30 protein-coding genes are annotated in these 25315 nt (G+C 71.6%); 23 read left to right on the plus strand and 7 right to left on the minus strand.

The genetic code is table 11. The annotated features are described in order from the left end of the window. Positions 1–81: 81 nt before the first annotated feature. The gene (locus ACWCRJ_RS37875) at positions 82–807 is read right to left on the minus strand and encodes a hypothetical protein (protein WP_450943546.1); all 726 of its coding nucleotides are present in this window, start codon (positions 805–807) and stop codon (positions 82–84) included. Positions 808–860: 53 nt separating this feature from the next. Between ACWCRJ_RS37875 and ACWCRJ_RS37880 the strand changes: the two genes are divergently transcribed. Next, entirely contained in the window at positions 861–1292 is a 432-nt protein-coding gene (locus tag ACWCRJ_RS37880) for a hypothetical protein (protein ID WP_450943547.1), read from the plus strand. Positions 1293–1520: 228 nt separating this feature from the next. Beyond that, positions 1521–2024 carry a ricin-type beta-trefoil lectin domain protein gene (locus tag ACWCRJ_RS37885; RefSeq protein WP_450943548.1) on the plus strand — a complete coding sequence of 168 codons (504 nt, stop codon included), beginning with the start codon at positions 1521–1523 and terminating at the stop codon, positions 2022–2024. A gap of 167 nt (positions 2025–2191) precedes the next feature. Here the strand turns inward: ACWCRJ_RS37885 and ACWCRJ_RS37890 are convergent, their stop codons facing one another. Further along, on the minus strand, positions 2192–2944 hold the full coding sequence (locus ACWCRJ_RS37890; RefSeq protein ID WP_450943549.1) for an AbiV family abortive infection protein: 753 nt from the start codon (positions 2942–2944) through the stop codon (positions 2192–2194). Between the two features lie 55 nt (positions 2945–2999). After that, positions 3000–3344: a hypothetical protein gene (locus tag ACWCRJ_RS37895; RefSeq protein ID WP_450943550.1), complete on the minus strand. Its 345-nt coding sequence runs from the start codon at positions 3342–3344 to the stop codon at positions 3000–3002. Between the two features lie 392 nt (positions 3345–3736). Between ACWCRJ_RS37895 and ACWCRJ_RS37900 the strand changes: the two genes are divergently transcribed. From ACWCRJ_RS37900 to ACWCRJ_RS37910, 3 genes are read left to right on the plus strand one after another with little or no spacing between them, the layout of a single operon-like run. Beyond that, complete coding sequence (locus ACWCRJ_RS37900; protein ID WP_450943551.1) at positions 3737–4066, plus strand: hypothetical protein; 330 nt, start codon at positions 3737–3739, stop codon at positions 4064–4066. Beyond that, positions 4063–4350, plus strand: a complete 288-nt coding sequence (locus ACWCRJ_RS37905; RefSeq protein ID WP_450943552.1) for a hypothetical protein — start codon at positions 4063–4065, stop codon at positions 4348–4350. The genes ACWCRJ_RS37900 and ACWCRJ_RS37905 overlap by 4 nt, the downstream gene beginning before the upstream one ends. Then, positions 4347–4571 carry a hypothetical protein gene (locus ACWCRJ_RS37910; protein WP_450943553.1) on the plus strand — a complete coding sequence of 75 codons (225 nt, stop codon included), beginning with the start codon at positions 4347–4349 and terminating at the stop codon, positions 4569–4571. Before ACWCRJ_RS37905 ends, ACWCRJ_RS37910 begins: the two co-directional genes overlap by 4 nt. A 12-nt stretch (positions 4572–4583) precedes the next feature. Here ACWCRJ_RS37910 and ACWCRJ_RS37915 read toward each other — a convergent pair whose 3' ends face one another. Next, positions 4584–4955: a hypothetical protein gene (locus tag ACWCRJ_RS37915; protein ID WP_450943554.1), complete on the minus strand. Its 372-nt coding sequence runs from the start codon at positions 4953–4955 to the stop codon at positions 4584–4586. Between the two features lie 870 nt (positions 4956–5825). Here ACWCRJ_RS37915 and ACWCRJ_RS37920 point away from each other — a divergent pair. The 10 genes from ACWCRJ_RS37920 (at position 5826) to ACWCRJ_RS37965 (ending at position 12527) form a co-directional block, all read left to right on the plus strand. Beyond that, on the plus strand, positions 5826–6245 hold the full coding sequence (locus ACWCRJ_RS37920; RefSeq protein WP_450943555.1) for a hypothetical protein: 420 nt from the start codon (positions 5826–5828) through the stop codon (positions 6243–6245). 110 nt (positions 6246–6355) lie between these two features. Then, positions 6356–7984: a ParB/RepB/Spo0J family partition protein gene (locus tag ACWCRJ_RS37925; protein ID WP_450943556.1), complete on the plus strand. Its 1629-nt coding sequence runs from the start codon at positions 6356–6358 to the stop codon at positions 7982–7984. A 196-nt stretch (positions 7985–8180) separates the two neighbouring features. After that, a complete protein-coding gene (locus ACWCRJ_RS37930) occupies positions 8181–8432 on the plus strand; it encodes a hypothetical protein (RefSeq protein WP_450943557.1) in 252 nt (83 codons plus the stop codon). A 99-nt stretch (positions 8433–8531) separates the two neighbouring features. Continuing rightward, positions 8532–9131 carry a hypothetical protein gene (locus tag ACWCRJ_RS37935; RefSeq protein WP_450943558.1) on the plus strand — a complete coding sequence of 200 codons (600 nt, stop codon included), beginning with the start codon at positions 8532–8534 and terminating at the stop codon, positions 9129–9131. Between the two features lie 96 nt (positions 9132–9227). Beyond that, entirely contained in the window at positions 9228–9956 is a 729-nt protein-coding gene (locus tag ACWCRJ_RS37940; RefSeq protein WP_450943559.1) for a hypothetical protein, read from the plus strand. A 320-nt stretch (positions 9957–10276) separates the two neighbouring features. Next, positions 10277–10813: a hypothetical protein gene (locus tag ACWCRJ_RS37945; RefSeq protein WP_450943560.1), complete on the plus strand. Its 537-nt coding sequence runs from the start codon at positions 10277–10279 to the stop codon at positions 10811–10813. A 142-nt stretch (positions 10814–10955) separates the two neighbouring features. Further along, the gene (locus ACWCRJ_RS37950) at positions 10956–11171 is read left to right on the plus strand and encodes a hypothetical protein (protein ID WP_450943561.1); all 216 of its coding nucleotides are present in this window, start codon (positions 10956–10958) and stop codon (positions 11169–11171) included. A gap of 207 nt (positions 11172–11378) precedes the next feature. Then, positions 11379–11651 (plus strand): DUF6211 family protein, encoded by a 273-nt coding sequence (locus tag ACWCRJ_RS37955; protein ID WP_450943562.1) that lies wholly within the window; start codon positions 11379–11381, stop codon positions 11649–11651. Positions 11652–11674: 23 nt separating this feature from the next. Further along, entirely contained in the window at positions 11675–12343 is a 669-nt protein-coding gene (locus ACWCRJ_RS37960; protein WP_450943563.1) for a hypothetical protein, read from the plus strand. 1 nt (position 12344) lies between these two features. Then, positions 12345–12527, plus strand: a complete 183-nt coding sequence (locus tag ACWCRJ_RS37965; RefSeq protein ID WP_450943564.1) for a hypothetical protein — start codon at positions 12345–12347, stop codon at positions 12525–12527. 137 nt (positions 12528–12664) lie between these two features. Here the strand turns inward: ACWCRJ_RS37965 and ACWCRJ_RS37970 are convergent, their stop codons facing one another. The 3 genes from ACWCRJ_RS37970 to ACWCRJ_RS37980 form a co-directional block, all read right to left on the minus strand. Beyond that, positions 12665–14332 carry a hypothetical protein gene (locus ACWCRJ_RS37970; protein WP_450943565.1) on the minus strand — a complete coding sequence of 556 codons (1668 nt, stop codon included), beginning with the start codon at positions 14330–14332 and terminating at the stop codon, positions 12665–12667. A gap of 2 nt (positions 14333–14334) precedes the next feature. After that, positions 14335–14682 carry a hypothetical protein gene (locus ACWCRJ_RS37975; protein ID WP_450943566.1) on the minus strand — a complete coding sequence of 116 codons (348 nt, stop codon included), beginning with the start codon at positions 14680–14682 and terminating at the stop codon, positions 14335–14337. 201 nt (positions 14683–14883) lie between these two features. Then, positions 14884–15483 (minus strand): hypothetical protein, encoded by a 600-nt coding sequence (locus ACWCRJ_RS37980; protein ID WP_450943567.1) that lies wholly within the window; start codon positions 15481–15483, stop codon positions 14884–14886. A gap of 629 nt (positions 15484–16112) precedes the next feature. Between ACWCRJ_RS37980 and ACWCRJ_RS37985 the strand changes: the two genes are divergently transcribed. The 8 genes from ACWCRJ_RS37985 to ACWCRJ_RS38020 all read left to right on the plus strand — a co-directional run bounded on the left by ACWCRJ_RS37985 (position 16113) and on the right by ACWCRJ_RS38020 (position 25288). Beyond that, a complete protein-coding gene (locus tag ACWCRJ_RS37985; protein ID WP_450943568.1) occupies positions 16113–16946 on the plus strand; it encodes a hypothetical protein in 834 nt (277 codons plus the stop codon). A 183-nt stretch (positions 16947–17129) separates the two neighbouring features. Then, positions 17130–17273, plus strand: a complete 144-nt coding sequence (locus ACWCRJ_RS37990) for a hypothetical protein (protein ID WP_450943569.1) — start codon at positions 17130–17132, stop codon at positions 17271–17273. 165 nt (positions 17274–17438) lie between these two features. Further along, entirely contained in the window at positions 17439–18068 is a 630-nt protein-coding gene (locus ACWCRJ_RS37995) for a helix-turn-helix domain-containing protein (RefSeq protein ID WP_450943570.1), read from the plus strand. 298 nt (positions 18069–18366) lie between these two features. Beyond that, entirely contained in the window at positions 18367–18930 is a 564-nt protein-coding gene (locus ACWCRJ_RS38000; RefSeq protein WP_450943571.1) for a hypothetical protein, read from the plus strand. A gap of 58 nt (positions 18931–18988) precedes the next feature. Continuing rightward, positions 18989–19228 carry a hypothetical protein gene (locus ACWCRJ_RS38005; protein ID WP_450943572.1) on the plus strand — a complete coding sequence of 80 codons (240 nt, stop codon included), beginning with the start codon at positions 18989–18991 and terminating at the stop codon, positions 19226–19228. Positions 19229–19318: 90 nt separating this feature from the next. Further along, on the plus strand, positions 19319–20170 hold the full coding sequence (locus tag ACWCRJ_RS38010; RefSeq protein WP_450943573.1) for a hypothetical protein: 852 nt from the start codon (positions 19319–19321) through the stop codon (positions 20168–20170). Positions 20171–20952: 782 nt separating this feature from the next. Beyond that, complete coding sequence (locus tag ACWCRJ_RS38015; RefSeq protein ID WP_450943574.1) at positions 20953–23058, plus strand: hypothetical protein; 2106 nt, start codon at positions 20953–20955, stop codon at positions 23056–23058. 421 nt (positions 23059–23479) lie between these two features. Beyond that, the gene (locus tag ACWCRJ_RS38020) at positions 23480–25288 is read left to right on the plus strand and encodes a DUF6884 domain-containing protein (protein ID WP_450943575.1); all 1809 of its coding nucleotides are present in this window, start codon (positions 23480–23482) and stop codon (positions 25286–25288) included. The last annotated feature ends 27 nt before the right edge of the window (positions 25289–25315 follow it).

Below are 25315 nucleotides of genomic sequence, written 5' to 3' on the forward strand. Positions count from 1 at the left end.
TTTCTTGCAATGTTGAAAGCCGGGTAATCTGGCCTGTTTGAACGTAGTTCCACTGGTGAAAGCCTTGCCCCGTGGCGAAGATCAGCGGATGGCACGGGCCAACGCGTCCCGGGCCAGTGTTCCGGTCGTGACGATCTGCGCGCGGAGCCGGCCCCGCTCCTCCAGCGCGGCCGCTTCCGGACGCGGCGCGAGCATGGCCACCATGACGTCCAGATCGGTCACACGACCGCCGTTGCGCCGCATTGCCTCCCGCAGGATCACCGTCGGCCCGTCGCCCCAGCGCTTATCCCACGCCTGGAGCTGGGCAACGTACGGGGCACTCGTCCAGTACGCAGCTCGCACCAGCGTCTCGCCCAGAGCAGCGGGCAGCTTGAAGGACAGCCGCGGTTTCTGCTGCTTCTCCTCCCCGTCCTCTTCGCTTTCTTCGGCGGCGATGAGGGCCCACGGGTCGGGGGAGATCCCCCAGCGCCGTCCGGGAGCGCTGGTCTCGCCTGGCGGGGGGTCTGGCCACTCGGTGAGCATCTTGCGCGAGCGCAGCTCAGCCCGCACCGCCCGGGTCATGACCAGGTCTTTGGTCCCGTACAGCGTCCCTGCCTCCCGCAACGTTTGGAGTTCCACGCGGATCTGACGCCGGGCCTCTGAGAGCGCCGTCCCCCTCAGCCACTCGATGCCCACCTCCTTTCGAGCCGCCGCTAGCCACTCCCGTTCAGCCCTCCGGGCCTCAGCCACGACGTCGTCCAGAGCCTGCAAATCCTCCTTGTCGTCGACCACGACGACAAACGGCTTCACTCCGCTGACCTGCGACATGCCGGATATTCTAGCCAGATAAGGCGTTGATCAAGGGAGGTTTGGGACACCCGATGAACCCGACGTCGTTGGACCAGGGCATGTGGAGTCTGCTTCCCTCGACCGCCGCGCCAGGCGTCGAACAGCTCGCCGCCAAACTCGCCGACAGCGCCTGTGAACTGCACGACGCCGTGGGCCCCGGGAAGTGGGATCGAGCCGCCGCCGAGGACGCGGCAGAGACGATCGAGACCATCACCCAGGCCCTGGCCAGCGTCCACCCCGAGGCCGGCGACATCCTCGCACCCGTTCTGCAGGCCACCGCGAAGCTCCGCCGCCGACTGCACCTGCCCCCCGCCGACGACGACCCGGCGGAGAACACCGCCACACCCTCCCCCACCAGCACGACGACCAGCAGCCTCCCCATGGCGACTCAGAACCGCCGACAGCTCCGCCGGACACTTGGACTCGGGCCCATGTGGCAGGGCATCCAGCACCCCGACAGCTAGCCGAAACAAGGCGCCAGACTCACTACGAGACCCCTGAACAGGTAAAAGCCGTTCAATCTGCCCAGATAATCCGTGATCCGGAGGCGCGGGAGTTCGCGTGTGCACGCCAGCCCGGGCGAAGCCTGAACCCTGCGAGGTTGATCACCGGCACGGGTGACGGGTACGGGCGTGCCCGCGCTCCCCGCGGGTCGTTGGCCATGCCGGTACTGATCACTTAGGAGGCGCGCGATGAGGTCAACGACGATGCGGACGCTCGGGGTTGCCGCGATGGTGGCGGGGGCGCTCGCTGCGGCCGCGGTCCCGGCGGGGGCGTTCCCCGACGGGCAACGGGTGCTGATCCGCTCTGCCCTCGACGACCGGTGTGTGAGGGTGCAGACGGCCCCCCGGAGTGCCGACGAGGCACCGTTGCGGCTGGTCCTGGCCGAGTGCGACGAGCGCGACACCGCGCAGCGGTTCGCGTTCGACTGGACCACCCTGAGCGTCGAGTCGACACCCGGCATGTGCGTGGCGCCGGCCGGCCGCCAGGTCCTGGCGCTCACCCCCTGCGAGGAGAACGACCGCACCCAGCGGTGGGTGTCCCAGCCGCTCACGGACGACGCGCCCACCGATCACATCCAGACGGCCGAGGGGGGCAAGAGCCTGTCGTGGGAAGCTGCGAAGGACGGCACCGTGCGCCTGGCACCGACCAGCGACCGGGCCGCTCAGGAATGGCTTTACACACCGCTTCCCTGACCAGGAGCCAGGCACCGTCAGTGATCTAGCGACGGCCTGCCGCGAGGCGTCCTGGCCTGGTGCAGCAGTCCCCCGGGCCAGGACTGCGGCGGTCCGTACACAGGCCCCCGCCCATCGATCAGATACGTGACAGTCGAGTCTGGCAGCCTACGAGGGGCGACCGGCCCCTATGACCCATCCGGGCAGGGGGTCGGAGAGGCTGGCGGGTTGTCGGCTGCAGCGAGTTTCCCCGCCAGCGTCGGGCCGAGGAAGTCGGCGGGCGGAGGCACGTCGTCGCGGACGAACGCCCGGATGTGGCCGATGAATTCCTCCGGAGTGTTCTCGACATACGCCCCGAGGGCGTCGAGGTCCACACCGTCCTGCCACTCGCGAAAGAAGCCGAGAAGGACGTCAGGGTCGGCCACGGCCGCCTCAGTGTCAACGGACTCGGCGAGCGCCGTGGTGACGGCTGCGACCATCCACCTCGCCTCCCCCTCGCTCACCGACACCGGCGTCAGTAGGGCACCGGTGTTGGTGTAGTCGACGTACAGCCCCCGGAACTTGACGGCGTTACTCCGGCGGGCGGACGCGATCGCGTCCGTCATCAGCTGATCGAGACTGGCCGGCATCTCTTCGGCGACCAGCCCCAAGATGAGGTGCGCGCACTCCGCCTTCGCCTGATGGTCGATGAACGCTTTCTCGAACTGGGGACGGAACTCTTCCCGCACGGCCGGAGGCATGGAGAGCATCATCATGCACATGGCCGCCTTGCCGACCTCTTCAAGAGCCAGGGCGGCGACGGAGAACGCCGTGGGCCACCGATGTGTGTCGAGGAGATCCTGAGCACTGTCGAGCAGGTCGCGCGCGTTCGTAAAGGACGCGGCCGCAATGTCGACGACAGTACGCGCCATCACGTCCGGATCAGTGGGGAGTTTCGCCATCCGGCAACTGTCGCAGGCCGGAGCAGGTCCCAGCACCCCCTTTGTCCAGTGATGATTAGCGGCGGGAGGTTCCGGCAGTGCCGAAGCGACGGCGGCGAGCAGCCGTGTCCGCGCTGACGCCCAGGGCCTGGCCGACGTCCGGCCAGCCGATCCCGGCGGCACGATCGAGGTCGACGGCGGCCGACAGGAGCTGTTGCGCGGCGTCGAGGACATTGAGGGCGGCGCGGGTGTACTCGGCGGAGGGCAAGCCGGGCCGCTCGGCCGGGAGTTCCCAGCCGGGTTGCTGCCAGCCGGGCCGCGAGTCCTGCGCGTCCAGTTCGGCCGCCACGATCCGGGCCTCCCGGGCGACCCGGTACGCCGCCGTCCGCATCTCGTGCCGCGCGGACACCATGCCGTCCATCCGCTCCTCACGGACAACGTCCCACCGGCGCAGCCGTTCCGTCAGTCGACGCGATCGCGCACGGCATGCCTCTGAGCAGAACTTCCGCGGCCGCCCTCCCCCGGATCCGGGCACCGGCACGGTCCTGCGGCACCGAGGACCCAGACACGGACGCTCACGACGGGCCACGACGACCACCCCTATCCGGCCGGGGCAGCCGCAGGCGTGCGATTCTGGCCGCCCCTGAAACGGCACGTACCCGGCCGGATGATCGGTACGCAGCTGCGGGACCGCCAGCCGGAAACCCCCAGCGCGGAACCGCCGAGGAGAACGCCGGGCGTCCCCTCGACCCCTCCACGGTGGTGCCGTCGAGCGCGTACCGTAGGACGCGCATCACCACCAGGAGGCCGAGCATGAGCGCACTACCGCACGAGCCGGGACCCCGGCCGTACGCCGACCCGTACCGGCTGGAGGCCCACGAAGGGCCGCAGACACCCGCCGAGCTGCGCGCCGCGCTCGCCGTGATCAGCCCGACCGCACTGGTGGCGTTCAACGCCGAGTTCGACGCCGCCCGCTTCGGCGCGCCTCAGGCCGAGGTCGTCGCGAAGTACCGCAGGACCGTCGCGTTCGCGACCCGCCCCGAGGTCACGGCCGCCATCACCGCCTCCCTCGACGGCACCGCAGACGCCCGGCCCGTCGCCGAGCTGTGGGACCACCTCAACCGGCTGGACGACATCGCGTGACCCTCTGGAACGTCGTCGTCCCCCCGCGGCTGTACGAGGAGTTCGCGCACCTCTCCCCCGCCGGACGCAAGGCCGTCCACGACATCCTCGTCACGCTAGCCGCCGACCCACGCGACCCGGCATCGAGCCGCGAGCCCATCGAGGGCGCCGAGCTGCGGCAGATCAGCACCCGCCCCACCACCGACACCGGCGACCAGATCGCGGTTCTCTACCGAGTACACGACCCCGCCGACGCAGGCGAACCCGGCACCGTCGAGCTGATCTACGTCATCTCAGGACCGTGACCACCTATCGCGCCGTCCTCCGATTCCGTGCAGGCGGACCCGCCGTCATCGGCGAGTGGAGCGTCGACACCACCCCTCTCCAGGTCTACCGCCAATGGGTCGGCATCTACGGCAGCGACCTGGCGGTGACCATCCAGGTAACCGAAGAGCCCGACAGCGGGCTGCAACAAGTCCTCCGCGCATGGCAACGAGGTGCGGAGACGATCACGGCGAGGCGCTGACCGGACGGCCGATCAGTACGACGGCCGGTTGCCGATGTACTTGGTCCGGTCGCAGGCCATCCGGTCGATCCCCTTGAAACGCACGCACAGCTTGGTGCCGGTGCCGGTGTCCATCGACGACCAGGTGAACGACACCGTCCTGCCAACGCGCACCGCCTTTTGCGGGGCGTAGAACCGCCGGCCATGCATGTACAACTGCACCGTCCGACTCTTCACGCGCTTGGGCGGGTTCACCCAGATCGCGGTGACGGAGTTCCACGAGTTGCGGCCCTCCAGCCGGATGCAGACCTGCGGCCCACGCCAATGGTGCGTGCACGAGCTGGAGTCGGCCGACGCCTGCGACCCCGTCGACACCACCCCCGCGAACGCCAGCACCAGAGCCATCACCAACCGCCGTCGCTGTCCCATGCCCTCGCAACCCCCACAGGCGCCCCGAACGTCACGGCCAGGCCCCGAAGATCACCCGGCCGTGAGGCCGCCACCGGGCAGAACACCGCAGACGACACCGCGCCGCACCATCCGGTGACCGAACCTCAGCCCCCGAAAGCACGCCAGGACGATGCCGTTCGCCGCCCGACCAGGCGCGCGTATGCCTCCAGCAACCCCCTCCGCCCCCGGCCACGCGGCCCATGCCCTGAGCCCGGCACCCGACCGCGCGGCGGCCGCCCGCCCAGGTCCAGGCACACCGGCGCGAGCGCCGGTACCCGGGGGCGCTGCCCCCCAGTCCCCCCGGCCACCAGTCCCAGAGGGGCGGGGGCACCGCCGGTGACTGCGGGCCCGTGGGTGGTGCGGCGGACCGTGGGGGTTCCCTCCGGTCTGGACGGCACCGAAGGCCAGCACAGAACCTGGGGGGCCGTCCAGGACGCCTACGGCGCCGCAAGCGGTAAATCCTGGACGGCCCCCCAGAACCTGCGCTCAGGGGCAAGCCCTGCCGCCCAGACCGGAGGGAACCCCCACCAGGCCCCGCCTTACGCGAAAGACGCGCACCAGCCCGGCACCCACACCCACCACCGGCGCCCACCCGCTACGGCGGACCGAGCAGCGACCAGAGCAATTCGCATGCACACGCGAACCCCGCCCAAACCCCCCGTCGAAGGCCCTGACCTGCATAAATCACCCGTCCAGAGTATGAGATAACACCCCACCGAGCCCAGAAATGTGGTTCAATAAAGGGGTTGGTGAGGGGGAGGGCAACCCCCCTCCCGGCACCGGGGCCGACCGGCCACCGGAACCCTTCACGAAGAGGAGGCCATCATGATCGAGACCGCGACCGCGACCGGCGGCGAGATCACGTTCATCGACCGCCAGTACTCCATCCCCGCGACGCTCCCCGTGCCCGGCAGTGTCACCGGCGCACAGGAACTGTCCCGCATGCACCTCAACGCGGTCGCCGCCTGGGGGCACGCCATCACCGGCGAGCGCTACATCGAGGAGACCCCCCAGAGCGCCGAGGGGCTGTTGCTGTGGGGGTCTGGCATCGGCGGCATCCGCACCGAGTTCGAGGCCGACGGCCGCGCCGTGGTGATCCGCTACGACGACAAGATCATCTCGCCCGACTGCTACACCGTGACCGTCGACGGCGAGCCCCAGGAAGTCCCCTCGCTCGCCCGGCGCCTGCTGCACGAGAAGGTCCGGCTGATCGCGCTCGCCGTCCACCGAGGACTCGTCGGCTGACCACCCCCCAACTCCCCGGCCCTCACGGGCCGGGGCCCCGCCCGGCACGGGGCGGAGGGCAACCCGCCCCCCGCCGGGCCCCCTTCACGAACACCAAGGAGACCACCGCAATGACCAGCACCAAGGCCGCCCGCACCGCCAAGGCGCCCCACGTGACCGCATGGCCCACCCTCCCTGTCGCCGACCTCACCGCGCACGTCCCCACCGTCGCCGCCGACCCCCAGCTGATCGAGTCGATCAGGGACGGCGGATTCGACGACCCGCTGTACGTCGCCACCCTGGGCGACGGCACCTACCGGGTCGTTGACGGACTGCGCCGCCTGGCCGCCGCCGTCGCGCTGGAGATCACGGACGTGCCGGTCACGTTCCGGCCCGTCATCCGCGTGGAGGCACTCAGCGCCCACCCCGGCAACGTCCGCCAGGGACTGAAGCTGACGAAGGAGTTCCGCGCCTCTCTGCGCGAGAACGGCGTCCGTATCCCCCTCAAGATCAAGCGGACCGACGCCGGAGCCCTTGAAGTCGGTGACGGCCACCGCCGACTCGCCGGAGCCCTTGAAGTCGGCCTCACCCACGTCCCGTACGAGTACGACGAGGTCGACGAGGCCACCCGCTACACCGACATGGTCACCACCGCCGTCCACCGCGAGGCACTGACGGACGGCGAGGAGCTCTCCGCACTGTTCAACGCCTCCCAGCTCGGCGCCAGCACCAAGAGCCTGGCCGCCGCCGCCGGACGCACCCAGAAGGACGTCAAGGCCATGGTCGCCGTCGGAGGCTCAGCCACCGTCGCCCGAGTCACCGCCCACGCCACCCGGTCGCTCACCCTCGACCAGCTCGGCCAACTCGCCGACCTGGAGAAGCACGACCCCCAGGCCGCTGCCCGAATCGAGCGGATGATCAAGGAGCACCCCGCCAAGGACCCCGCTTGGGAGATCACCAGCGCACTCCTGACCGTCAGCCGCGACCAGGAGGCCGCCGCCCACCGCGCCCAGCTCGAAGAGGCCGGGGCCCGGATCCGGACCGTCACCGAACTCTCCGAGAAGGCCGTCCCCGTCCGCGAGATCTCCGGTGTGGCCGACCACAAGGAGTGCCAGGGCGAAGTGTGGGTCAGGGAGCCTCACAGCTCCCGGTACACCCGCTACTGCGCCAACCCCCCGTTCTACGGCCACACCGTCACCACCAGCGGTAACCCCAAGCCGAGCAGTGCCGAGCGCAAGGCCGTGATCGCGGGCAATCAGCATTGGGACGCCGCCGAGATCGTGCGCCGGGAATGGCTGACCAAGATGATCGGCGCCCAGCACACCAAGGCCCGCCAGGACGAACTGTTGGCCATCGTCACCACCGTCATGTTCGAGTGGGACGGAGTGGTGCACAACAAAATGCCCCACCCCCAGCACCCCCGTGTGTACGGCGAGTTGACCGGCATCCCCATGAACAGCCGCAGCGCGCACGAGGCCGCCAAGCGTGCCGCGACGGCCGCCGCCCGCCGTCGCCCCGCACTGCTCTTCGCCAACGTCGCGGCATGCTTCGAGCTGTACATCCCCCGCACCACGTGGCGCACCGGCCAGACCGGCGAGCAGGGGGCGAGCATCAGCGGCATGCGCAAGACCGCCGCCGCCTACCTGACATGGCTCCAGGGACTCGGCTACGAGCCGACCCCCATCGAGACCGCCGTCATCGAGGGCAAGGCGTACAACCCCGCCGCCGCCGAGCACGACGCCACCGACACCATCGACTAACCCGCCGCACCACAGGGGGCGGGAGCACCAACACCCGCCCCCACCAGCAGAAATCACCCGTCCGAACTACGAGAAACACCACACGCAGCACCAGAAATGTGGTTCAATAAAGGGGTTGGCGAGGGGGAGGGCAACCCCCTCCCAGCCCCGGGGCCGACCGGCCACCGGAACCCTTCACGAAGAGGAGGACCCGCAGATGACCACGCGGTTCACCCCCGGTCAGTGCATCTCGCGCGACTACAGCGACGGCAGCGTGAGCACCGTGCGCGTCGGCAACGTCGACCGGTGGCGCCTCAGCTACACGTGCAGCGACGGAGTGAGCGAGGCCGTCGAAGCCAATGTGTTCAAGACCCTCGACGAGCAGCTCTCCGGCTACCGGGACGCGACCGCCGAGGAGACCGCCAAGTTCGAGGCCTGCTACCGGCCCGCGCCGGAGAACTGGAACTGACCCCCACCGGGCCCCGGCCCGCACACCCCGGCGAGGGGAGGAGGGCAACCCTCCCCCGCCGGACCCAACACCCCCTTCACGACAAGGAATCGAGCACCCGTGAACATCACCAGCCGCGACACCCAGCCCGAGGCCACCGCCGCCATCGAGCTGTTCGACCTTGTGGTCACCGGCAGCCTGCGCAAGGTCGAGGCCAACGCCGACGGCTCATGGACGATCACCCCCACCATCGGCCAGCCCCTCGTACTGACCGGCACCGCCGAGGTCACCGCCTACGTCGACCGCGCCCACGGCACCGGCGCCGCCGCGCTCGCCCCCGCGCTCGCCCTTCCCGCGCCCTACGCCGACGACCAGGAGCCCGAGGGATGCGGGTGCATCCCTGCCGTACGCCGAGTGCCCGCCACGTACACCGCCGACCTCATGCAGGCCCGCGCGATCTCCGCAGGACTCGGGGACTTCGGGGTGAGCCCGTCGCGCCGGACCGTCGCCTACGACGAGACCGCCGAGGCCGTCGCCGTCCGAGTCGCCACCACCCACGGCATCTACGCCCTCCACATCCCCCCGGTGGCACGGCCGTTCGTCGTCCACCGCAACGGCGACCGGGACGGCTCGCTCGGAGTCCGCCGAGTCCCCGCCACCACTGACTCCACCATCAGCACCCTGTACGCCGCCTACCTGCGAGAGCGCGGAGTCCTGTAACCCGCACCACCGCGACCAGCACGCCCGGCGAGGGGCGGAGGGCAACCCGCCCCCGCCGGGCCAGCACCCCCTTCACGACCAAGGAGAACCCCGGACATGACCACGGCATCCGCCATCAGGCTCCGCCCCCTCGACGTCATCCGCGCCGCCACCACCGCCATCACCGCGCGCGGCTACTACCAGCCGATGTCACGCCAGTGGGAGAAGGAAGTTCCCACCGCCCTCGACGTCGAAGTCCTGTTGTTCGGCCGTGAGCCGTTGGAGCGGGGCGACCGGGTGAGGTTCACCCGCGCCGCGACCGAGATCACGCCCCAGACGCTCAACGCGATCCTCGCGTGGGCCCAGGCCGGTGCCGAGGGCGACGACTACCGCAGGCGACTCGCCCGCGTGGCCCGCCGCCAGTACGTGACCACGGCCGATGTCTCGCTGCTGTCGTCCGCCGTAGCCGCCTGGCAGTCGAGCCAGAAGCGGGCCGCCCGCGCCGCCCAGGCCACCACCGACGCGGCCCTGTCCCGCCACCAGGGCGCCGTGGGCGAGCGCATCACCCGCACCGTCACCGTCGCCGCCGTCCTCAAGCAGCCGTCGCGGACGTTCGGCTACAGCACCCAACAGCGCTACCTGATCAAGCTCCGCGACGCCCAGGGCAACGTCTACGTCTGGCCCGCCCGCCCCCGCGACCCGGGCACCCTCCCCCGCCAGGGCGCCGAGGTCGAGGTCACGGCCACCGTGAAGACCCACAGCACCTACAAGTCCCCCGGCCACGGCGACACCGCCCAGACCTACGTCACCCGGTGCCGCTGGAAGCCCGCAGCCCCCACGACCTGACCCAGGCCCGGCGGGACGAGGTCACCGACCCGTCCCGCCGGACCCGCCCGAGGCCGGCCGCACGACCAGCCGACCGCCGGCGCGCGCCAAAGGACGCCCCTGCGGGGCGGCGCGCCCAGCCCGGCGCGTTCACCACCGGCGCCCGGCCCGGCCGCAGGCGGCCGAACCGACCACCGGCGGGCGCCGGGCGTTTGGGCGCGCCAAGTGCGTCAAGAGCAGGCCGGGCACGCCCGGCCGGGACCCGCCGCACCCCGCTCCCGCCGCCCCCGGCCGACGCCGCCGGGACCCCAGCCCCCAACGACTCCACCGAAAGGGCCACCATGGCCAGCACCACCCCCCGTGCGGACCTCGACAAGCGCCCCGCCACCTACTACCTCCTCACCGACGACGAGGGCGCCGGCCGGACCCCCGGCCGCGAGGTCGTCCACATCGAGCGCGCCTCAGACGACCCCGCCGAGGCCCAAGCCCAGTGGGACGCGGTCGTCGAGATCACCCGCCACGCCCCGGCGCCGCTCAACCCGCTGACGGTCACCGCCGCGAGCCACGGCCACGCCGTGTGGCTCGCCCGCACGGACCACGCCATCGCCACGGCCGCCGCGCTCATGGCCGAGACGATCGAGGACCACCGCAGCACCGGCACACGCGGATGCGCCGCGATCCGCATCGCGAGCGGGGGCAGCGACGGCCAGCTGTATGCCGACGCCGACGCCGCCCGCGCCGCCCAGGACGACCCCGACGGCTGCACCTACATCGCGATCTCCCCGCTCCTCCCCTGGTCGGTGCGGATGTGCGAGGACCACCTGAGGCACGCCGCCGACCTCAAGGCCGGGCGCGTCAGGATCTGCGAACCCAGCTGACCAGCAGCAACCGGCCGGGTTCGCGTGCACACGCGAACCCGGACCGAGGGCGGGACCGGCAACCCGCCCCCCTCACGGCCCAGCGGAGGGCAACCCGCAAGGCCACCCCCACCCACCCCTTCACGACCCGGGAGAACAGCGCATGCAGGAGCACACCCCCGACGAGCAAACCCCCGACGAGGGCGCCGAGTTGCTGAACAGCGGCGACTACCTCGCCGGCGACGACGTCCACGCCCCGGCCATCCCTCGCATCACCGGCATCCCCCGCCCGCGCCGCGCCGAGCCCGGCGACGACTGGACGCCCGAGGCCGCCCGCCGCTTCCCGCACCAGCCCGGCCCCGGCGATACCGGCCGCTGAGCACCACAGAGCCAATGAATGTGGTTCAATAAATGGTCTGGCCGGAAGAGGGCAACCTTCTGACCGGACAGACACCCGACGTCCACGCGGCGCTCGGCTGAGAACACACCCGTCTGACGAGACCAGGCCCGAAACGTGTGACGCCCGGCGGAACAGGGCAACTGCCGCCGGGCGTCGGGTGCCCCTTCACGAAAAGAGACGTTCACCATGCTAGACGACCAGAACGCCCCCGCAGGCGACCGCGCTCCCCAGCCTTACGACCTCGTACGCCTGTCCCCCGGCAACCGGTTCGGACTGCCCGCCGACACACTCCTGACCGTCGCCGACCTCGTCGACGACGAGCCCGGTGTCCTCGAAGTCCACCACCAGTACAACCACCCCGACCACCTCGACTGGGCGGCCGCCGTCACCGCCGAGGACATCGCCACCGTCATCCGCGTCACCGCGGGCACCGTCGAGACGTGGAGCCTGCACCCGTGACCTGCCACCAGGAGATACCCCCCATGACCAGCACGCCCCCCGCCGGGTGGGTCAACCGCCGCCAGCTCGTCGACGACCACGGCATCAGCCGGGCCGTCCTCGAACAGCTCTGGAGGGACCGTGACGCCAACGGCCACCCCGACGCCGTCACGTACGGCGGAGTCATGCACTGGAACAGCGCCGAGTGGGGCCGGTGGCACGCCGAGCACCGGCGGACGACCGCCGAGGAGGCCGCGCGGGCCCGTCCCCGCCGGCCCGTCCCCGTCACCGGCGACCCGGACGAGCTGATCGGCTCCAGCGAGTTCGGCCGGATCCTCCAGCACAAGGACCACACGTGGGTTGCCAAGGCCGCCGTCGCCCCGCCCCGCGGATTCCCCGAGCCGGACACCTGGGGCGACCCGGTCAACCGCAAGCGCCCCAAGTGGAAGCGCGGCCGCGCCGAGCAGTACGCCCGCGACCGCCAGGACCACCCGCCCGTCCGCCCCGGACGCCCCAAGGGCAGCAGCAACGGCCAGCCGCACGCCTACGCCGGCGACCCCCGGCTTGCTCTCGCCCGCCGGATCCTGTCCGAGCACCCCGACGCCACCCAGGCCGAGCAGATCGTCCGCCTGCAGCAGCTCTCTGACCGCGCGTCATCCGCCAGCACCTGGACGAAGATTCTCACCACCGCCCGCAACCACCCGGAGCAGTGACGTGTCCGCCGCCACCCGATGCCCGCGCTGCGGTCAGCCGTACGACGGCACCGCCGCCCGGTCCCGCGCCACCGTCGCCCGCGATCTCCCCATCTGTTCCACCTGCGCCACCGACGAGGCCGTCCGCGACGCCACAGGCCGGCCACCCGTCCCCCTCGACGAGTGGCCCCTGAACAGCGCCTGACCGCGCACCTGACACCGGCGGACGGCACCGGTTCCCGGGCCCGCCCGTATTCGGCGTACCGAGCAGGCGCACGCATCCGCGCATGGGAGCGTGCGCCTGCGCGACCGGCCGGCACATCCACGGTTCGTCCAGTCGGCTCAGCGGCCAAGATCTCTGTCTGACCGTCGCTCCGGCTGGTCAGCAAGTCCGGCATCAGGGCCATGCTCGGGCAGCACTCCCCGCGCTGACGGCACTCCGGGAAAGCCCAGCTGAGCGAGCCGGGCCGATTCGACCCCATCAGTCATCCCGCCAGTTCCAGAGGTCCGCCGTTCCTCCGCAGCCATGTCGAGGGGCAGCCACGGCTGACCCGATCGGATCAGCTTGTGGGCGGCCGCGTCCAAGTGGGCACGTGCGGTGTCCATCCCCGTGCGCGGTGCCGCGCGCAGGATGCTGGTGGCGACTGCCCGTTCGGCCTGTGTGACCTGCTCGTAGCGTTCAGTGAGCCGCTTCGTCTGGTGGTCAGGCAGCGGGTAGAAGCGGTGCCCGGCGTCCGGGGGCCGGTGGTCGATGCTGTCGGTCACCAGAGTGGATTCGATTCGCCGGACGGCCGAGGGCATGGCGACGGCCAGCTGCCAGCCCGTCGCCGACACCCGATACGCGGTCTGCGTCAGCCCAGCCACGCCGCCGACGTCGGCGAGAACCTCACGGGCGTCCCGCTGGGCTGGTCGGGCGGGTGCCTCAGGAGTCCAGGTCGCGCCGTACAGCAGCTGTCCCACCCGAGTCGCGTTCGCCTGCGCGGTGACAACCGCGGGATGCGGAGGCGTCTTGGGCATCGGCGTGAACTGGCCGCTGTGGACGAGGTCATAGCTGGGAAGCGGCAGCTTGGGGTGGACGCGGGGATCGGCAAGGTCGACGATCCTGTGCCACCGGGCCGCGACCTGCTGCCAGGCCTGTGCCGCCGTGCGGAAGCGGCCAGCGGTCTCCTGGAGTACCCCGGCGCTGCCTGATCCTGCGTGCGCAGCGGCGTGGAGGAGAGTACGGCCGGCCAGGAGGTTGGTCATCGCGCGCCACCGGGCCATCTGCTGCAGATCGGATCCGCTCAGGCCGCGTTCGCCGCGGCTGTGCAAAGCCTCGAACGCGGTTCGGGACAGGCGTTCGCAGTCGTCTGCGAGATAGGACGGGATGCTCCTGGTCTCGTCGGCCGGCAGAGCCAGACGAGGAGAGAGCGGCAGCGCGAGCGGGAACGCAGCGAAAGCCCGGTCGCCATCTCCGCTGGCGGCGCGGGCGAAAACCGACGCCAGGTCGAGGCTGCCACGCGCGACGTACAGCTGCACGCCAACAGCCTCGATGGTGGTGGTCTCGCCCAGCGCCTGAGCCACCCGGGCCGCACCCCAGGCCAGATCCGCCGAGCAGCGCACCAGGTAAGCCCGGGCCGATTGTTCGGTGAAGGCGAAGGCGTACGGTGTCACCGGAACACCGTCCTGCCCGCGGTGGCTGGCGATGAGGTCCCGGACACCGGCCACGGCCTGAACCGCCTGGGCCAGCGGCCCGCTGGACAGGACAGCCTCATCATCGAGAGCGGGCATCCGCGCGGACGCGCGGCGCAGGGCGCTCTGAGCAGTGGCCAGATGGGTGGCGGGCCCCGGGTTCACCCGCCGAGATCGCTCCCCAGAGCTCTCCAGAGTGCTCTGCAGGTGCCCGACGAGCTCGCCCAGCAGCCGTGTCGCGACAGCGTGCCCACGGGAGTCGACGAACACACGGGCGGTGGCCGCCGCGCGCAGATTCCGGTCGGCGGTCTCGTGCAGCTCGCCCAGCGTGGTCGGCATCCCTACTGCTCCCGGACTGCGAGCAGCGCCCCGGCGGCAGTTGCGGCCTTGCCGGCCGCCGCCTGCATCACCTCCTGGCCGCTCGCCGTCTCCCCGGGCACGACGGCCAGGCGCTCCAGCGCAGTCTGGGCGCGGCGGAGCAGGCTCACGTACGGGGTGAAACCATCCACGCCCGGCGACAGAGGCGGCACGTCGATGGGCTGACCCCGCTCAGGCAACGGCAGCAGATTCCGGCCCTCCGCGCCGACTTGGGCGGCGAGGAGCGCTTGGAGCTCGTCACTGCCCTCCTCGAAGGCGGCAGCGTCCGCGACCCGTACGGCCACGTCGAAGGCCTCCCACGCGGCCGCCATGACCCGTGCAGGATCCGTCGCACCCAAAGCAGCGTCCACGGGCTTCAACACGTCTGGAAGTTGCATTCCACTCCCCCGTCTCTCGGTTGAGCAGCGATCGTCTCACTCAGCGAAGGCAACACGGACGCTCTGTGGACAACCATCACCCTGTGGACAACTAGGGCGCACGAGCCGCACGAAGCACCTTGGACGGGGAGGCCGTTACGCCTTCACCTCCTCCTCCGGACCGGCGCCCGCTGCGCAACCCGCGTCAGCCCGGTTCCGATTCGGCAACCCTGGAAGCGGATGCCAGGGATCGACGTCGTGGCAGGTCGGCCACAGGTACTCGTGCACCGCAATGGTCGTGTGAAGGATTCTGTCCGCCTCAGCCTGAACCTCCGCGACTTCCGCAGCGGAGAGCGGGTCCCGCCAAAGCCGAGAGACGACTTCACTGTGTCGGCATGTCCAGTACAAGCCGGCGACGTCTTGCGCTTCCGGGCCAGCCAGATGGCGATCGAGAGCGGCTAGGGCGTCATGCAGCGCGGCCGGGCGGCTGGGGTGCAGCTCGGGAACGTCGAGTGCGGCCCGCAGAGCCTGGGCGACACCCTGTCGCCCGTGCTCAAGGAAGCGGCGGTACTCCTGCCCGCCAAGGCGCAGCCGTCGGATCGCCTGTTCGACAGTCAAAACCCCGTCGCTGCGATCTGCGAGGGCAGCGACGAGACGGTCAGCTCCCGCTGTGGCAGCGGCGGTGTACTTGATGCCGTCGCGCTCCTGCCGGCCACGCGCACGGGCTTTGGGGCCGCTGGCTCCGCGCTTGGTCATGTCAGCCTCTCCACGGGACCCCACGCATCCCGCCAGGCTCATCGACATTCAGGCGGAAACGGTTGTATGTGCTGCAACTCCGCGGGCCCGCTCCGGGATGTTCTCCCGGGGGTCCTTGGCCGTCTGCCGGACAGCGTGGGTGCCGGTGACCATGGCGTGCGGCGTGCGCGTCCTGCCGCTCCCACAGCGTAGCGGCAACTACCCGACAGCAGCCCGGAAGTGGACACCGACAGGCGGTACGGGCACGCGCACCGCCTCTGTCTGCCTCAGGCAGTTCGCATGCACACGCGAACCCCAGCAGTGCCGAGTGCCGGTACGCACCGGGCAAGGCTGGACGTTGGATCGAGCGTTGCGGGGCGGCACCCGCCCCACAACGGTGGGCGGCCCTCGACCTGGCCCGTCGACGAGCGCGCCCCCGCACCGTTGCCGTCTCCTGGCCCTTCGCCCGAGCCCGCCGGACCGGGACCCGGCAAGCCCCGGGGTGGCCGTCAACTTCGTGACCTGCGCATTCAGCCATCCGGTCGAAGGTCCGACTTGCCTCGCGTAATGATGCGCTGTAAAGTTGTTCTTGTTCGGAGGGGCGGCACCCACCGGACACCCCATCAGCACGACGACCAAGGGAACTTGAGATGACCGAGAACACCACCGCGACCGCCCGTCAGGCCGAGATCGCGCACCTGGCCGAACGGCTCTGGACGGCCGGGGTCACCCACCTGTCGTTCGCACTCCCCCTACGCGGCTACCTGGGCATCTACGGCGTGCGGACCGCCGGGACCGGATGGGTCCCGGTCACCGCGAACCGCCATGCGCCGGTCGACGGCAGCCGCCTGCGGCTCGCCGAGGTGCTCACCGAGCTGATCGCAGAGGACCCCGGTTGCGAGGCCCTGGCGGTCGAGGAGGACGGACGCGCCCGCCTGGCCCTGTACCCGGTGCCGGGTGTCCGCGAGGACGCCTCCCGTCCCGCCTACGGCGCCGGTGCGGTGCTGGTGGACCCCGAGGTGGCGAGCGCCGAGCGCGGCCGCAAGATCGTGGCGGAGTTCCTCGCCTGCCAGGTGCTGGGCGCGGAGCAGGGCCCGGCCGAGCAGACCGCGCAGGGGCAGGCGCTCATGGAGATGCACCGCCAGCTCAGCCGGTCCGCCGAGGGCGAGGAGCCCATGGCGGTGATCGCGGACGCGATCGCCGATGTGCTGCACCACGCCGACGGATGGCTTCGTTTCTCGGTCGTCTTCGACCGCGCGTACGGGCTGCACTGGGGCACGGTCACCATGGCCGAGGTGACGGCCGCCGAGTACGGCGCCGACCTCCGCGGCCTCGACGCCGTGGCCGGGACCGTGGCGGCGCTGTTCGCGGCGGCCGCCGCCCTCGAAATCAGCGCCGAGGACGTCACCGACCGCGCTGAGGAACACTTCCTGGACGACATCGAGGAAGCCCGGTGGGCTGCCGTCCGGGCCGCCCGCAGCTGACGACGACCACCAGGGCCCCGGCCAGCCAGGCCGGGGCCCGCCCCGCTCCACGAGCACCAGCCGGACAGGGCACGCGGACTGAGTGCTGCGCCGGACGCACGCTGTACGCCGCGCACCGCCCCTGCTGCGGCGCGCGCTCGCACACCTCAACTGGTAGTGACCCAAGGAGAAACGGAGCACATCATGGCCAAGAAGGTCACCATCTACGAGTCTGACGGCGACGTCATCGAGACCACCGTCAGCGACGACGACACCGCCCGCGAGTACGAAGAACTGCCGTTCCAGGTGGGGCACATCGTCACCGTCACCGTCAGCGACGTCGACTAGCACGAAAATGGGCCGACGGTTCACCTCCCGAGGGAGGCGACGGCATCCGTCGGCCCGACCCCATCAACACCAGACCGGAGGGACTGGACGTCGATGATGTACGGGAGTCTATCGCGGCCGCCCATACCGGCGGGCCGCCGCAGCGCAGAGCAGGAGTGACCAGACGTGATCCCCCAGGGCCGCGAAGTGTGGACGGAGGCCGACGTGGCTGCCGCGCTCGGCATCGAGCTGCACGTGTTCCGGCGCACGGTCCGCGACGACTTCGAGACGAGGGTGCAGCGGGTCAACCCCGCCGAGGGCCGGGTGCGACTGTACGACGCCGCCCAGGCCGACGAGTACGCCCAGGGCAGATCCGTCCCGCCCGCCCTGGACCTGACGGCCGAGCACCCCGACGATCTGCTGACCGACAAGGAGGCCGCCGCCGTTCTCGGCGTCACGGCGTCCACCGTCCGCGCCTACGCCACCAGCGGGTACCTTTCAGGCGGAGTAGACGAGCACGGCCGCCGGTGGCCGCGCCGCGAGATCCAGGCCCGGCTTGACGCCGGCGACCGGCGCGAGGACCCCGCACATCCCACCGGACGGGCGGCCAGCGCACCGGGACGCAACTACGGCCGCAGGGGCGCCGCTGGGGCAGGCCCCGACCCCCGGGCCGTCGAGATCGCCGCCGAACTCACGGCCGCCGCCGAGGACCGGCCCCCGCTCACCGGCGCCCAGGTCGCAGCGCGGTACGGCGTCAGCCGCACCACCGGCGCCGCCATCCTGAAGGCCGCCCGAGGCCTGAACACCCCCGACTGAGCGTCAGGCAGCCCCGGCTACCACCCGCTACCGCTCTCCATGCGCCCCGGCGGCGCGGTACGAGCCGCAGCTGCGGCCACGTCTGCCCAGATCTCGGGAAGTCGGCCGCGCCCCGGACCGTCGTGCACGATCTCCAAGGCCCGCACGAGGGTGATCACGCAGGGCCAGGTGTACCGCATCACCCACGGCATCCACAGCGCCGCCGGCCGACAACCCGAGGCCCGTCGAGGTCACCCGGCCAGGTGGTGTGGCCGCGAGTCGCCCGCCACGGCCGGATCCCGTAGGAGACGGTGGACGGATGGGCCACCACCAGTACCGGCAGAGCCGTCGACACCTGCCCGCCGTCCTGGCCGCCCTGATCTCGCTCACAGCCCTGTCGGGGTGCGTCAGCGTCGACTCCGGCCCCCAACTCCCGAGCGCGCGGCCGAGCCTGGCCCCCGCCGCAGCGCGGACGCCCACCGCCCTGCCCACCGTGCCCGCCGAGCCCAGCGCCCGCACGGCCATCTTCCGCACCGGCGAGAAGCCCCGCAGCAGCGCCAAGCCGGAGAAGCCGAAGCGCCCCGCCGCCCCGCCGCCGGAACAGCCCCGCGAACACGAGCGCCAGGCCGCCGACGATCCGCCCGCTCAGCGCCGTCGGCCCCCGGCCGCAGCCGCCCCCTCGAAGGCGCCCCAGAAGCCCGCTGAGCGCCGCCGTACGCGTACGACGGTCCAGAGGCCGCCCACGAAGGCGGCGCCACGGCCCCGGCAGCAGCCCCAACGCCCGGCCGCCACCTACGACATGCGAGCCGTGTGCGGCACCGCCGCTGACCACCAGCTCAACCCCTCGATCGTGGCGCTCTGCCGCGGAAACTTCGGAGGCTGACACACCCTCGCGACATGAGGGCGTGTCGCTTTGACCCCTGTCACGATGTGCTGTAAAGTTGTTTTTGTTCGGAGGGGCGGCACCCACCGGACACCCCATCAACCACCAGCAGAAGGACCGCGACATGCACGACGAGCACGAGGGCAACGAGCTTCTCCGGCCCGAGGACTACCTGACCGGCACGGACGCGCACGCGCCCGCCATCCCGCGCATCGAGGGAATCCCCGCCCAGCGCCCGGCCAGCATGCCGGCCGCCGGGCCCTACGTCCCCGGCCAGCACGACCGCCGCGCGGAGTAACCCGCCCCTGGCCGGGGGCGAATCCCACCCGCCCCCGGCCCCTCCGCCAATCCCCCTAAAGTTCGCGTGCACACGAGAAACGAGACGACGATGACCGAGACCACCACCGCCAACATCCCTGGCCAGCGCGACGACGAGCAGGCCCCCGCCGTCGAGCACGGCCACGGCGGCCGGATCATCGCGGCCCTGGAAGCGGCATGGGCCGCCATCAGGGCCAACCACTCCGCTGTCCCGCAAGTGGTCATGATCACCGGCACCGCGCGGCAGCTCGGCGGTGACCGGTGGGGCCACTACGGACCCGACTTCTGGGCCGTCCCGGACGAGCAGCGCGCCGGGCGCGCGTCGGAACTGTTCATCGCGGGCGAACTGATCGCGCTCGGCGGCCGCCGGGTGCTCCAGACCCTCATCCATGAGGCCGCCCACGGTGTTGCCCACCGCCGGGGCATCAAGGACACCAGCGGCGACGGCAACCGCTACCACAACAAGCGGTTCGTCTCGATCGCCGAGGAGCTGGGACTGAAGGGCCCCGCCAAGTCCGAGCCCACCCACGGATGGACCCGGTGCACCATCCCCGATGAGACCGCCGCGCGGTACGCCGAGGTGATCGCCGGTCTGGACGCCGCCCGCCTCCCCTACCTGGGCGCCCCCGCCCTCGTCACCGGCGGGGACGACGAGGACCAGGGCGACGACGAGACCACCACCACCGGCGGCGAGGAGGAGCCGAAGAAGAAGCGCCGCGCGGGCAAGCGCCTGGCGATCGTCTGCGAGTGCAAGAACGACAAGGACGAGCCGGCCCGCCGACTCCAGGTCACGCCCAAGTCGGTGCTGGACGGCCCGATCATCTGCGGCAACTGCGGCGCGCGGTTCGAGCCCGAAGACCGCGAGGCCTGGGCCGAGTTCGAGAAAGAGCAGGAGGAGAACGGCCAGGGCGACGACGACTAGCCACCCCCGACGAGCGGGCCGATCCCGGAACGGCCCGCTCCCCCTGTCGCCCCGTCATGTCAACGCCGCAGTACGCAAGATCACCCAAATCGGGGCAGCGGCGCGGGGATACCCAAAGAAAGTCCCTGTGACACGCCGAATATCGTGAGCCACGATGTCCGGAGGGTCTAGGATCGCGATCATGGCAGGACGACGAGGAGCAGCGCAGCGGGGACGGTCCGACGCGATCGAGCCCGGCAAGGTAGTGCGCCCAGGCCTCCCGCTCAGGCCTGAAGACCCTGAGCGCCGCATGTACGAGGCCCTGTTGGCCCAGTTGCAGGTGTCCGGGGCTGAGGTTCTGCGTGCGGGTATTCGAGCCCTCTACGCGCAGCAGTTCGCGGAGGCGACCCCGCTTCAGGAGGCCAGTTGATCAAACGGACTGCGTGAACTTTCCCTGACGGGGTCCGGCCTTCCTAGCCGGACTGTTCAGCGCCAGTCACCCGGGGTCTCAGCTCCCTCTGGTTCCTACGCCTAGTAGCCGAGACTCCCGATCCACAGAACATGCACTGACCCGCCACGTGCCGGTTTCCTAGGCCGACTGTCGGTTTCCTAGGCCGACGTGCGGGGGGCTTCGTGCGTCCTCTTAGCACCGAGGAGCTTTCGCCATCGTAGCGCAGAGCCCCGGTGGCGGCACCGGCATGCCTCCAACCGGTGTGTCTATTAGTCCACTTACCGACACCGCCACCACACCAACTGAAGACGTTTTGCCCCTGTTTCTCCGGCGTTTGTCGCCAGGGAAGATCGTGCGTGCCGCCGTACCGGACGGCGACGGCGGATGGAGCAACGCTTACCCCGGCACGCTGAGACTGGACGAGGTCGACGACGTGCGGCCGGTCGTCATGTATCTGACGTGCCGCCGCCGCCGGTGGGGAGGCGCGTACAGGTATGTGTACGTGCCGTTCGACCTCGACGCCTCACATGGCGGCCGCGCTCAGGTCGAGGCCGACGCCCGCGCCCTGGCGGAGTTGCTGGCCGCCCACAACATCGCGTCCGTCCCGGTCCGCTCGGGCCCGTCCGGCGGCATCCACCTGTGGACGGCGTGCCCCGCCGGTCTCGCGCCCGAAGTCGCGTACGCCATCGGGCAGTTCGCCGACCGGCTGTACCCGAGCGTCGACGCCACGCCGCTGACGAACGCCACGTCCGGCGCTCTGCGCCCCCCCGGATCCGCGCACCGCAGCGGCCGCGGACACGCCGAACTGGACGGCATCGAGCCGGCCGCCGCCGTGGCGATCCTCCGCAAGGGCAGCCGCCCGGCGGACTTCGGGCGCCTGGCCCGCACTCTGGAGAGGCTCGCAGGCGCCCCGGCCCTCCTCGGGCAGCGCGCCACCGCGGCGGTCGGCCGCCGGGCCAGCCGCCCCGGCCAGCACGTCCCGCCCTCGATCTCGAAGCGCGGCCCGGTGGTCCGCGACCTCGACACCGACGAGGACGGGCACGTTCGCCTGCGCCAGCCGTGGCGCCCGCTCGGCAGCCGGGACCTCCAGGCCCTGACCCGCCGACCGGACGACGCCCCCGGCGCCCACCAGGCCGCCGTACACACCGTGTTGGTCCGCTGCGCCCTGGCCGGCTGGACGTACGCCCAGGCCCGGACACTGGTCGAGGACGCCGCCACCGCCCCCGCGCTGGAGTGGCTGCGGACCAGCGGTGCGGAGGGTGGAGGCCGCCAGCGGCTCCACGACGCCGAGGCGGAACGCCGTCTGACGCGCCGCTGGTGGCTCGCGGTACAGGACGCCGCCCGGCTGCCCCTGCGCCACCGGGGCAGGCACCGCGACGGCGAGGCGCTCAGCGAGGGAGCCATGGCCGCCGCCGATCTGCTCACCCGAATCGCAGCCGCCGGCAGCGCCCCGTGGAGCCGCCCCAGCGGCCCCGCCGACCTGGCCGTCCTGCGCTCCGTCGCGTACCTCATGGCGGTGACCGGATCAGCGTCGATCAGCGCCAACGTGCGGCGCCTGGCGGTGCTCTCCGGCCGCAGCAAGTCCACGGCCGCCCTCAGCCTCATGCGGCTGGAGGCGGACGGCTGGATCGCCACCACCGAGGAGGCCGCTCCGGGAGCGGCCCGGGCCCGCCGGATCACGTCCGCCACGTCCCACGCCTGCCCCGACGACCCGCACCACATCTGTGCCATCCACCACGAACCCCCAGGTCAGAGAGATCCTGCGGGGTCGGACAGAAGTGATAACGCCGCCCCCCTTGGGGGGCATGGGGATGTCCTCTCCTACCTTCGGGATCTGATCGTTCATCAGCAGTCGGGCGTCTGGCACGGGATGGGGCACCACGCTGGGAGGACTCTGGAGGCGGTCCAGAGCGGTGTTCAGACCCCTGACCTGTCCCGGACCACCGGCTATGTCTCCGCGACGATCACGCGCCATCTGGCGGCCCTCATGGCGGTAGGCCTACTCGCTCCCCGGACCGCCCTGCGCACCAACCGGACCCTGTACGAGGCGGCCGCCCAGCTCGGGCACGCGGGCAGGCCTGCAGAACTTGCGGTCAGTGCCCGCGTGGACGAGGAGCGTCACCGCTGGTGGCTGGCCGAGGAGGAATGGTGCGCCGCGCCGCGCGGAGCCAAACCGCGGCAGGCCGACCGCCCCGACGCTCGCCAGACGGTTGTGCCCGGCATGGACCCGTACGAGCGCCGCTACCCCCGCCACCCGCACCACAGCACCCGCCGCACCGGCACCGGCCGCGCCGACCACCGCACCGCGTGGGAGATCGAGGCCCAGCGCATCGGCGCCGGCCGGCTCCTGGCGGAGGCCTGCGAGATCGAGCGGCACGGCGGAGTCGTCGACCCCGCCCAGCTCGGCCGCCACCAAGGCCAGGACGAGCGAGGACACGGGCACACAGCCGCCGCGTGACGAGCCAGGCCGCGACACGCCGACGTAGGGGAGAGAAAGACACGGTCATGCTGCCGAAGGGGTACCATGTCGCCCAGCGAGAACGCACCGCAGGCCCCGGGCCCCGCAGCCGAATCGCACCGCCGCCGGAGAGGTACCCTCCCGTCGGCACCCCGGCCCGGAAATCAACCACCGGACCGACGGCCCCGAGAACACAGGGGCAAGTTCGCGTGCACACGCGAAGCCTTCACCGCCACGGCGTGAAGGAGGGGCAGGCCGGCTCAGCCGCTGCCCTCGGCGGGCCGCAAGGCCCGCGCCCCCGAGACGGGGGCCGCAGCCGACGAAGGTCGGCACCCCTCAACCCCTGGAATTCGCCGCTCTTCGCCAACAGATAATTTCCGGATTACCGGAAACAGTAATCCGGAAATGGTAGAGTGGTCACATGATGACGAACGGTGAGCACGGGACGCGGCGAGGCTGGGCGGTCGACGAGTACGCGGCCCCGAGGAAGGCGCCGTACACCGGCGCACTTGCGTGGGCCGAGCGGATGTACGCCGACGGCGAGTATGGCGAGGTGATCGTGCGGGTGCACGACGCCGGCCAGCTCGGCACCGTCCGCCGCGAGGCCGCCGAGCGGCTCGCCGACGGCTACGGGGTGCGCGCCCGCCGGTTCGAGGAGGGGGTGCCGTTCTCGCGGCAGGGCGGCCGGTGCACCGGCGAGGACGTGCGGGTGGCCCGGCACGCGCTGCGCATCGAGGGCCCCGTCCTGAAGGTCGCGCGGTTCGTCGCCGACCTCCCCCAGCTCCTCGCCGCGATCGAGCGGGCCGCCACCACGATGATGCGCACCCTGAGCCGGTGGATGCGGGACTCGGCCCACGGCCAGCGGTGGACGGACATCCACGACGCCGCGCACTGGCGCACGGAGCGCCGCTACTGGCGCCGGTCCTACATCCGGCACCTGGCCGGATGGATCGGCCCGGAGGCGACAGACATGAACGACGCGCCGATGCCCGACTGGTCGGAGAACTGGCTGCACCTGCAAGCCCGGATCGCACAGGCCACCGCGAGCACCGTCGACGTCGAGGCCGCCCGCGACCACATGGCCGAGGCACTGCTGTTCGCCAAGGCCGCCCGCCCCGAGCCCCGCCGGTACGCCACGGTGTACGACGCCATCCACGCCCCCGTCGAGCACAATGAGGAGATCGGCAACGTGGAGTTCTGCTACGGCGACCCCGCCGAACTCGCCCGCCAGGCCCGCGACGAGGCCCCCGCACCCGTCGCCGCCCCGGCCGAGGAACCCGCCGCCCCGGCGGCCGCCGCCGAGCCTCGCCGGATCCTCACCTTGCAGTTCCCGGCCCTGGGTGACTTCCCCGCCGACGACCGGGCCCCCGAGTACGGCGTGTTCCACGTCGCCGGGCCCGGTGTCCTCGGCCCGGGCACGCACATCGAGTACCTGCCGCAGCACCGGCCCGGCCCCCGCACCCGGCATGCCCACGGCGGGACGGTCGTCTCGCTCGCCCGCCGCACGGTGCTCTGGCGCCCCTACGGGCAGCAGAAGACCGTACGCACCCCGCTGGAGGCCATGCGGGTCGACGCCTCTTGGTACCCCGACTACACCGTTGCCGACAGCGGCCGCTTGGTCCAGGAGGTTGGCCACCCGTGCCCGTGGGCGACGTGGAGCCTGGCCGAGCACCTGGCCCACGGCCGCCGCCCGGCTGCGCCGGCCCAGAGCCCGGCCGCCGTCGAGAACGAGGCACCGGCGGCGCAACTCGCGCTGTTCGAAGCCGACTCGACCACCGACCCGTCCGTGACGGCGGCCGCCGCCGGTCCGGTCGTCGTCATCCCGTGCTCGGGACGCAAGTTGGACCGCTCGGCCCCGGCGGGCGAGATCTACACCGGGACGCTGCACCGGCGGGCCCGCCGGACCGCCGACGTGCTCACGTCGACCGGCGGCACGGTGCTCGTACTCAGCGCGCTCCACGGGCTGGTGCCCCTCGATCGGGTGATCGAGCCCTATGACCACCAGTGGTCTGACCCCGGCAGCATCACCGTTGACGAACTGCGCGCCCAGGCCGACGCGTTCGGCCTGGCCGACGCCGAACGCGTCATCCTGCTGACCCCCAGCGACTACACCAAGCACGGACTCGCCGTGTGGCCGACCGCCCACACCCCGCTCGCCCATCTCGGGATCGGCCGACAGCTCGGCCGCCTGGCGGCCCTGTGCGCCGATAACCTCACGATCGCGGCCTGACCGCGCCTCACCCCCGGTCCGCCCGGC

The sequence above is a fragment of the Streptomyces sp. NPDC002324 genome (assembly GCF_053593335.1).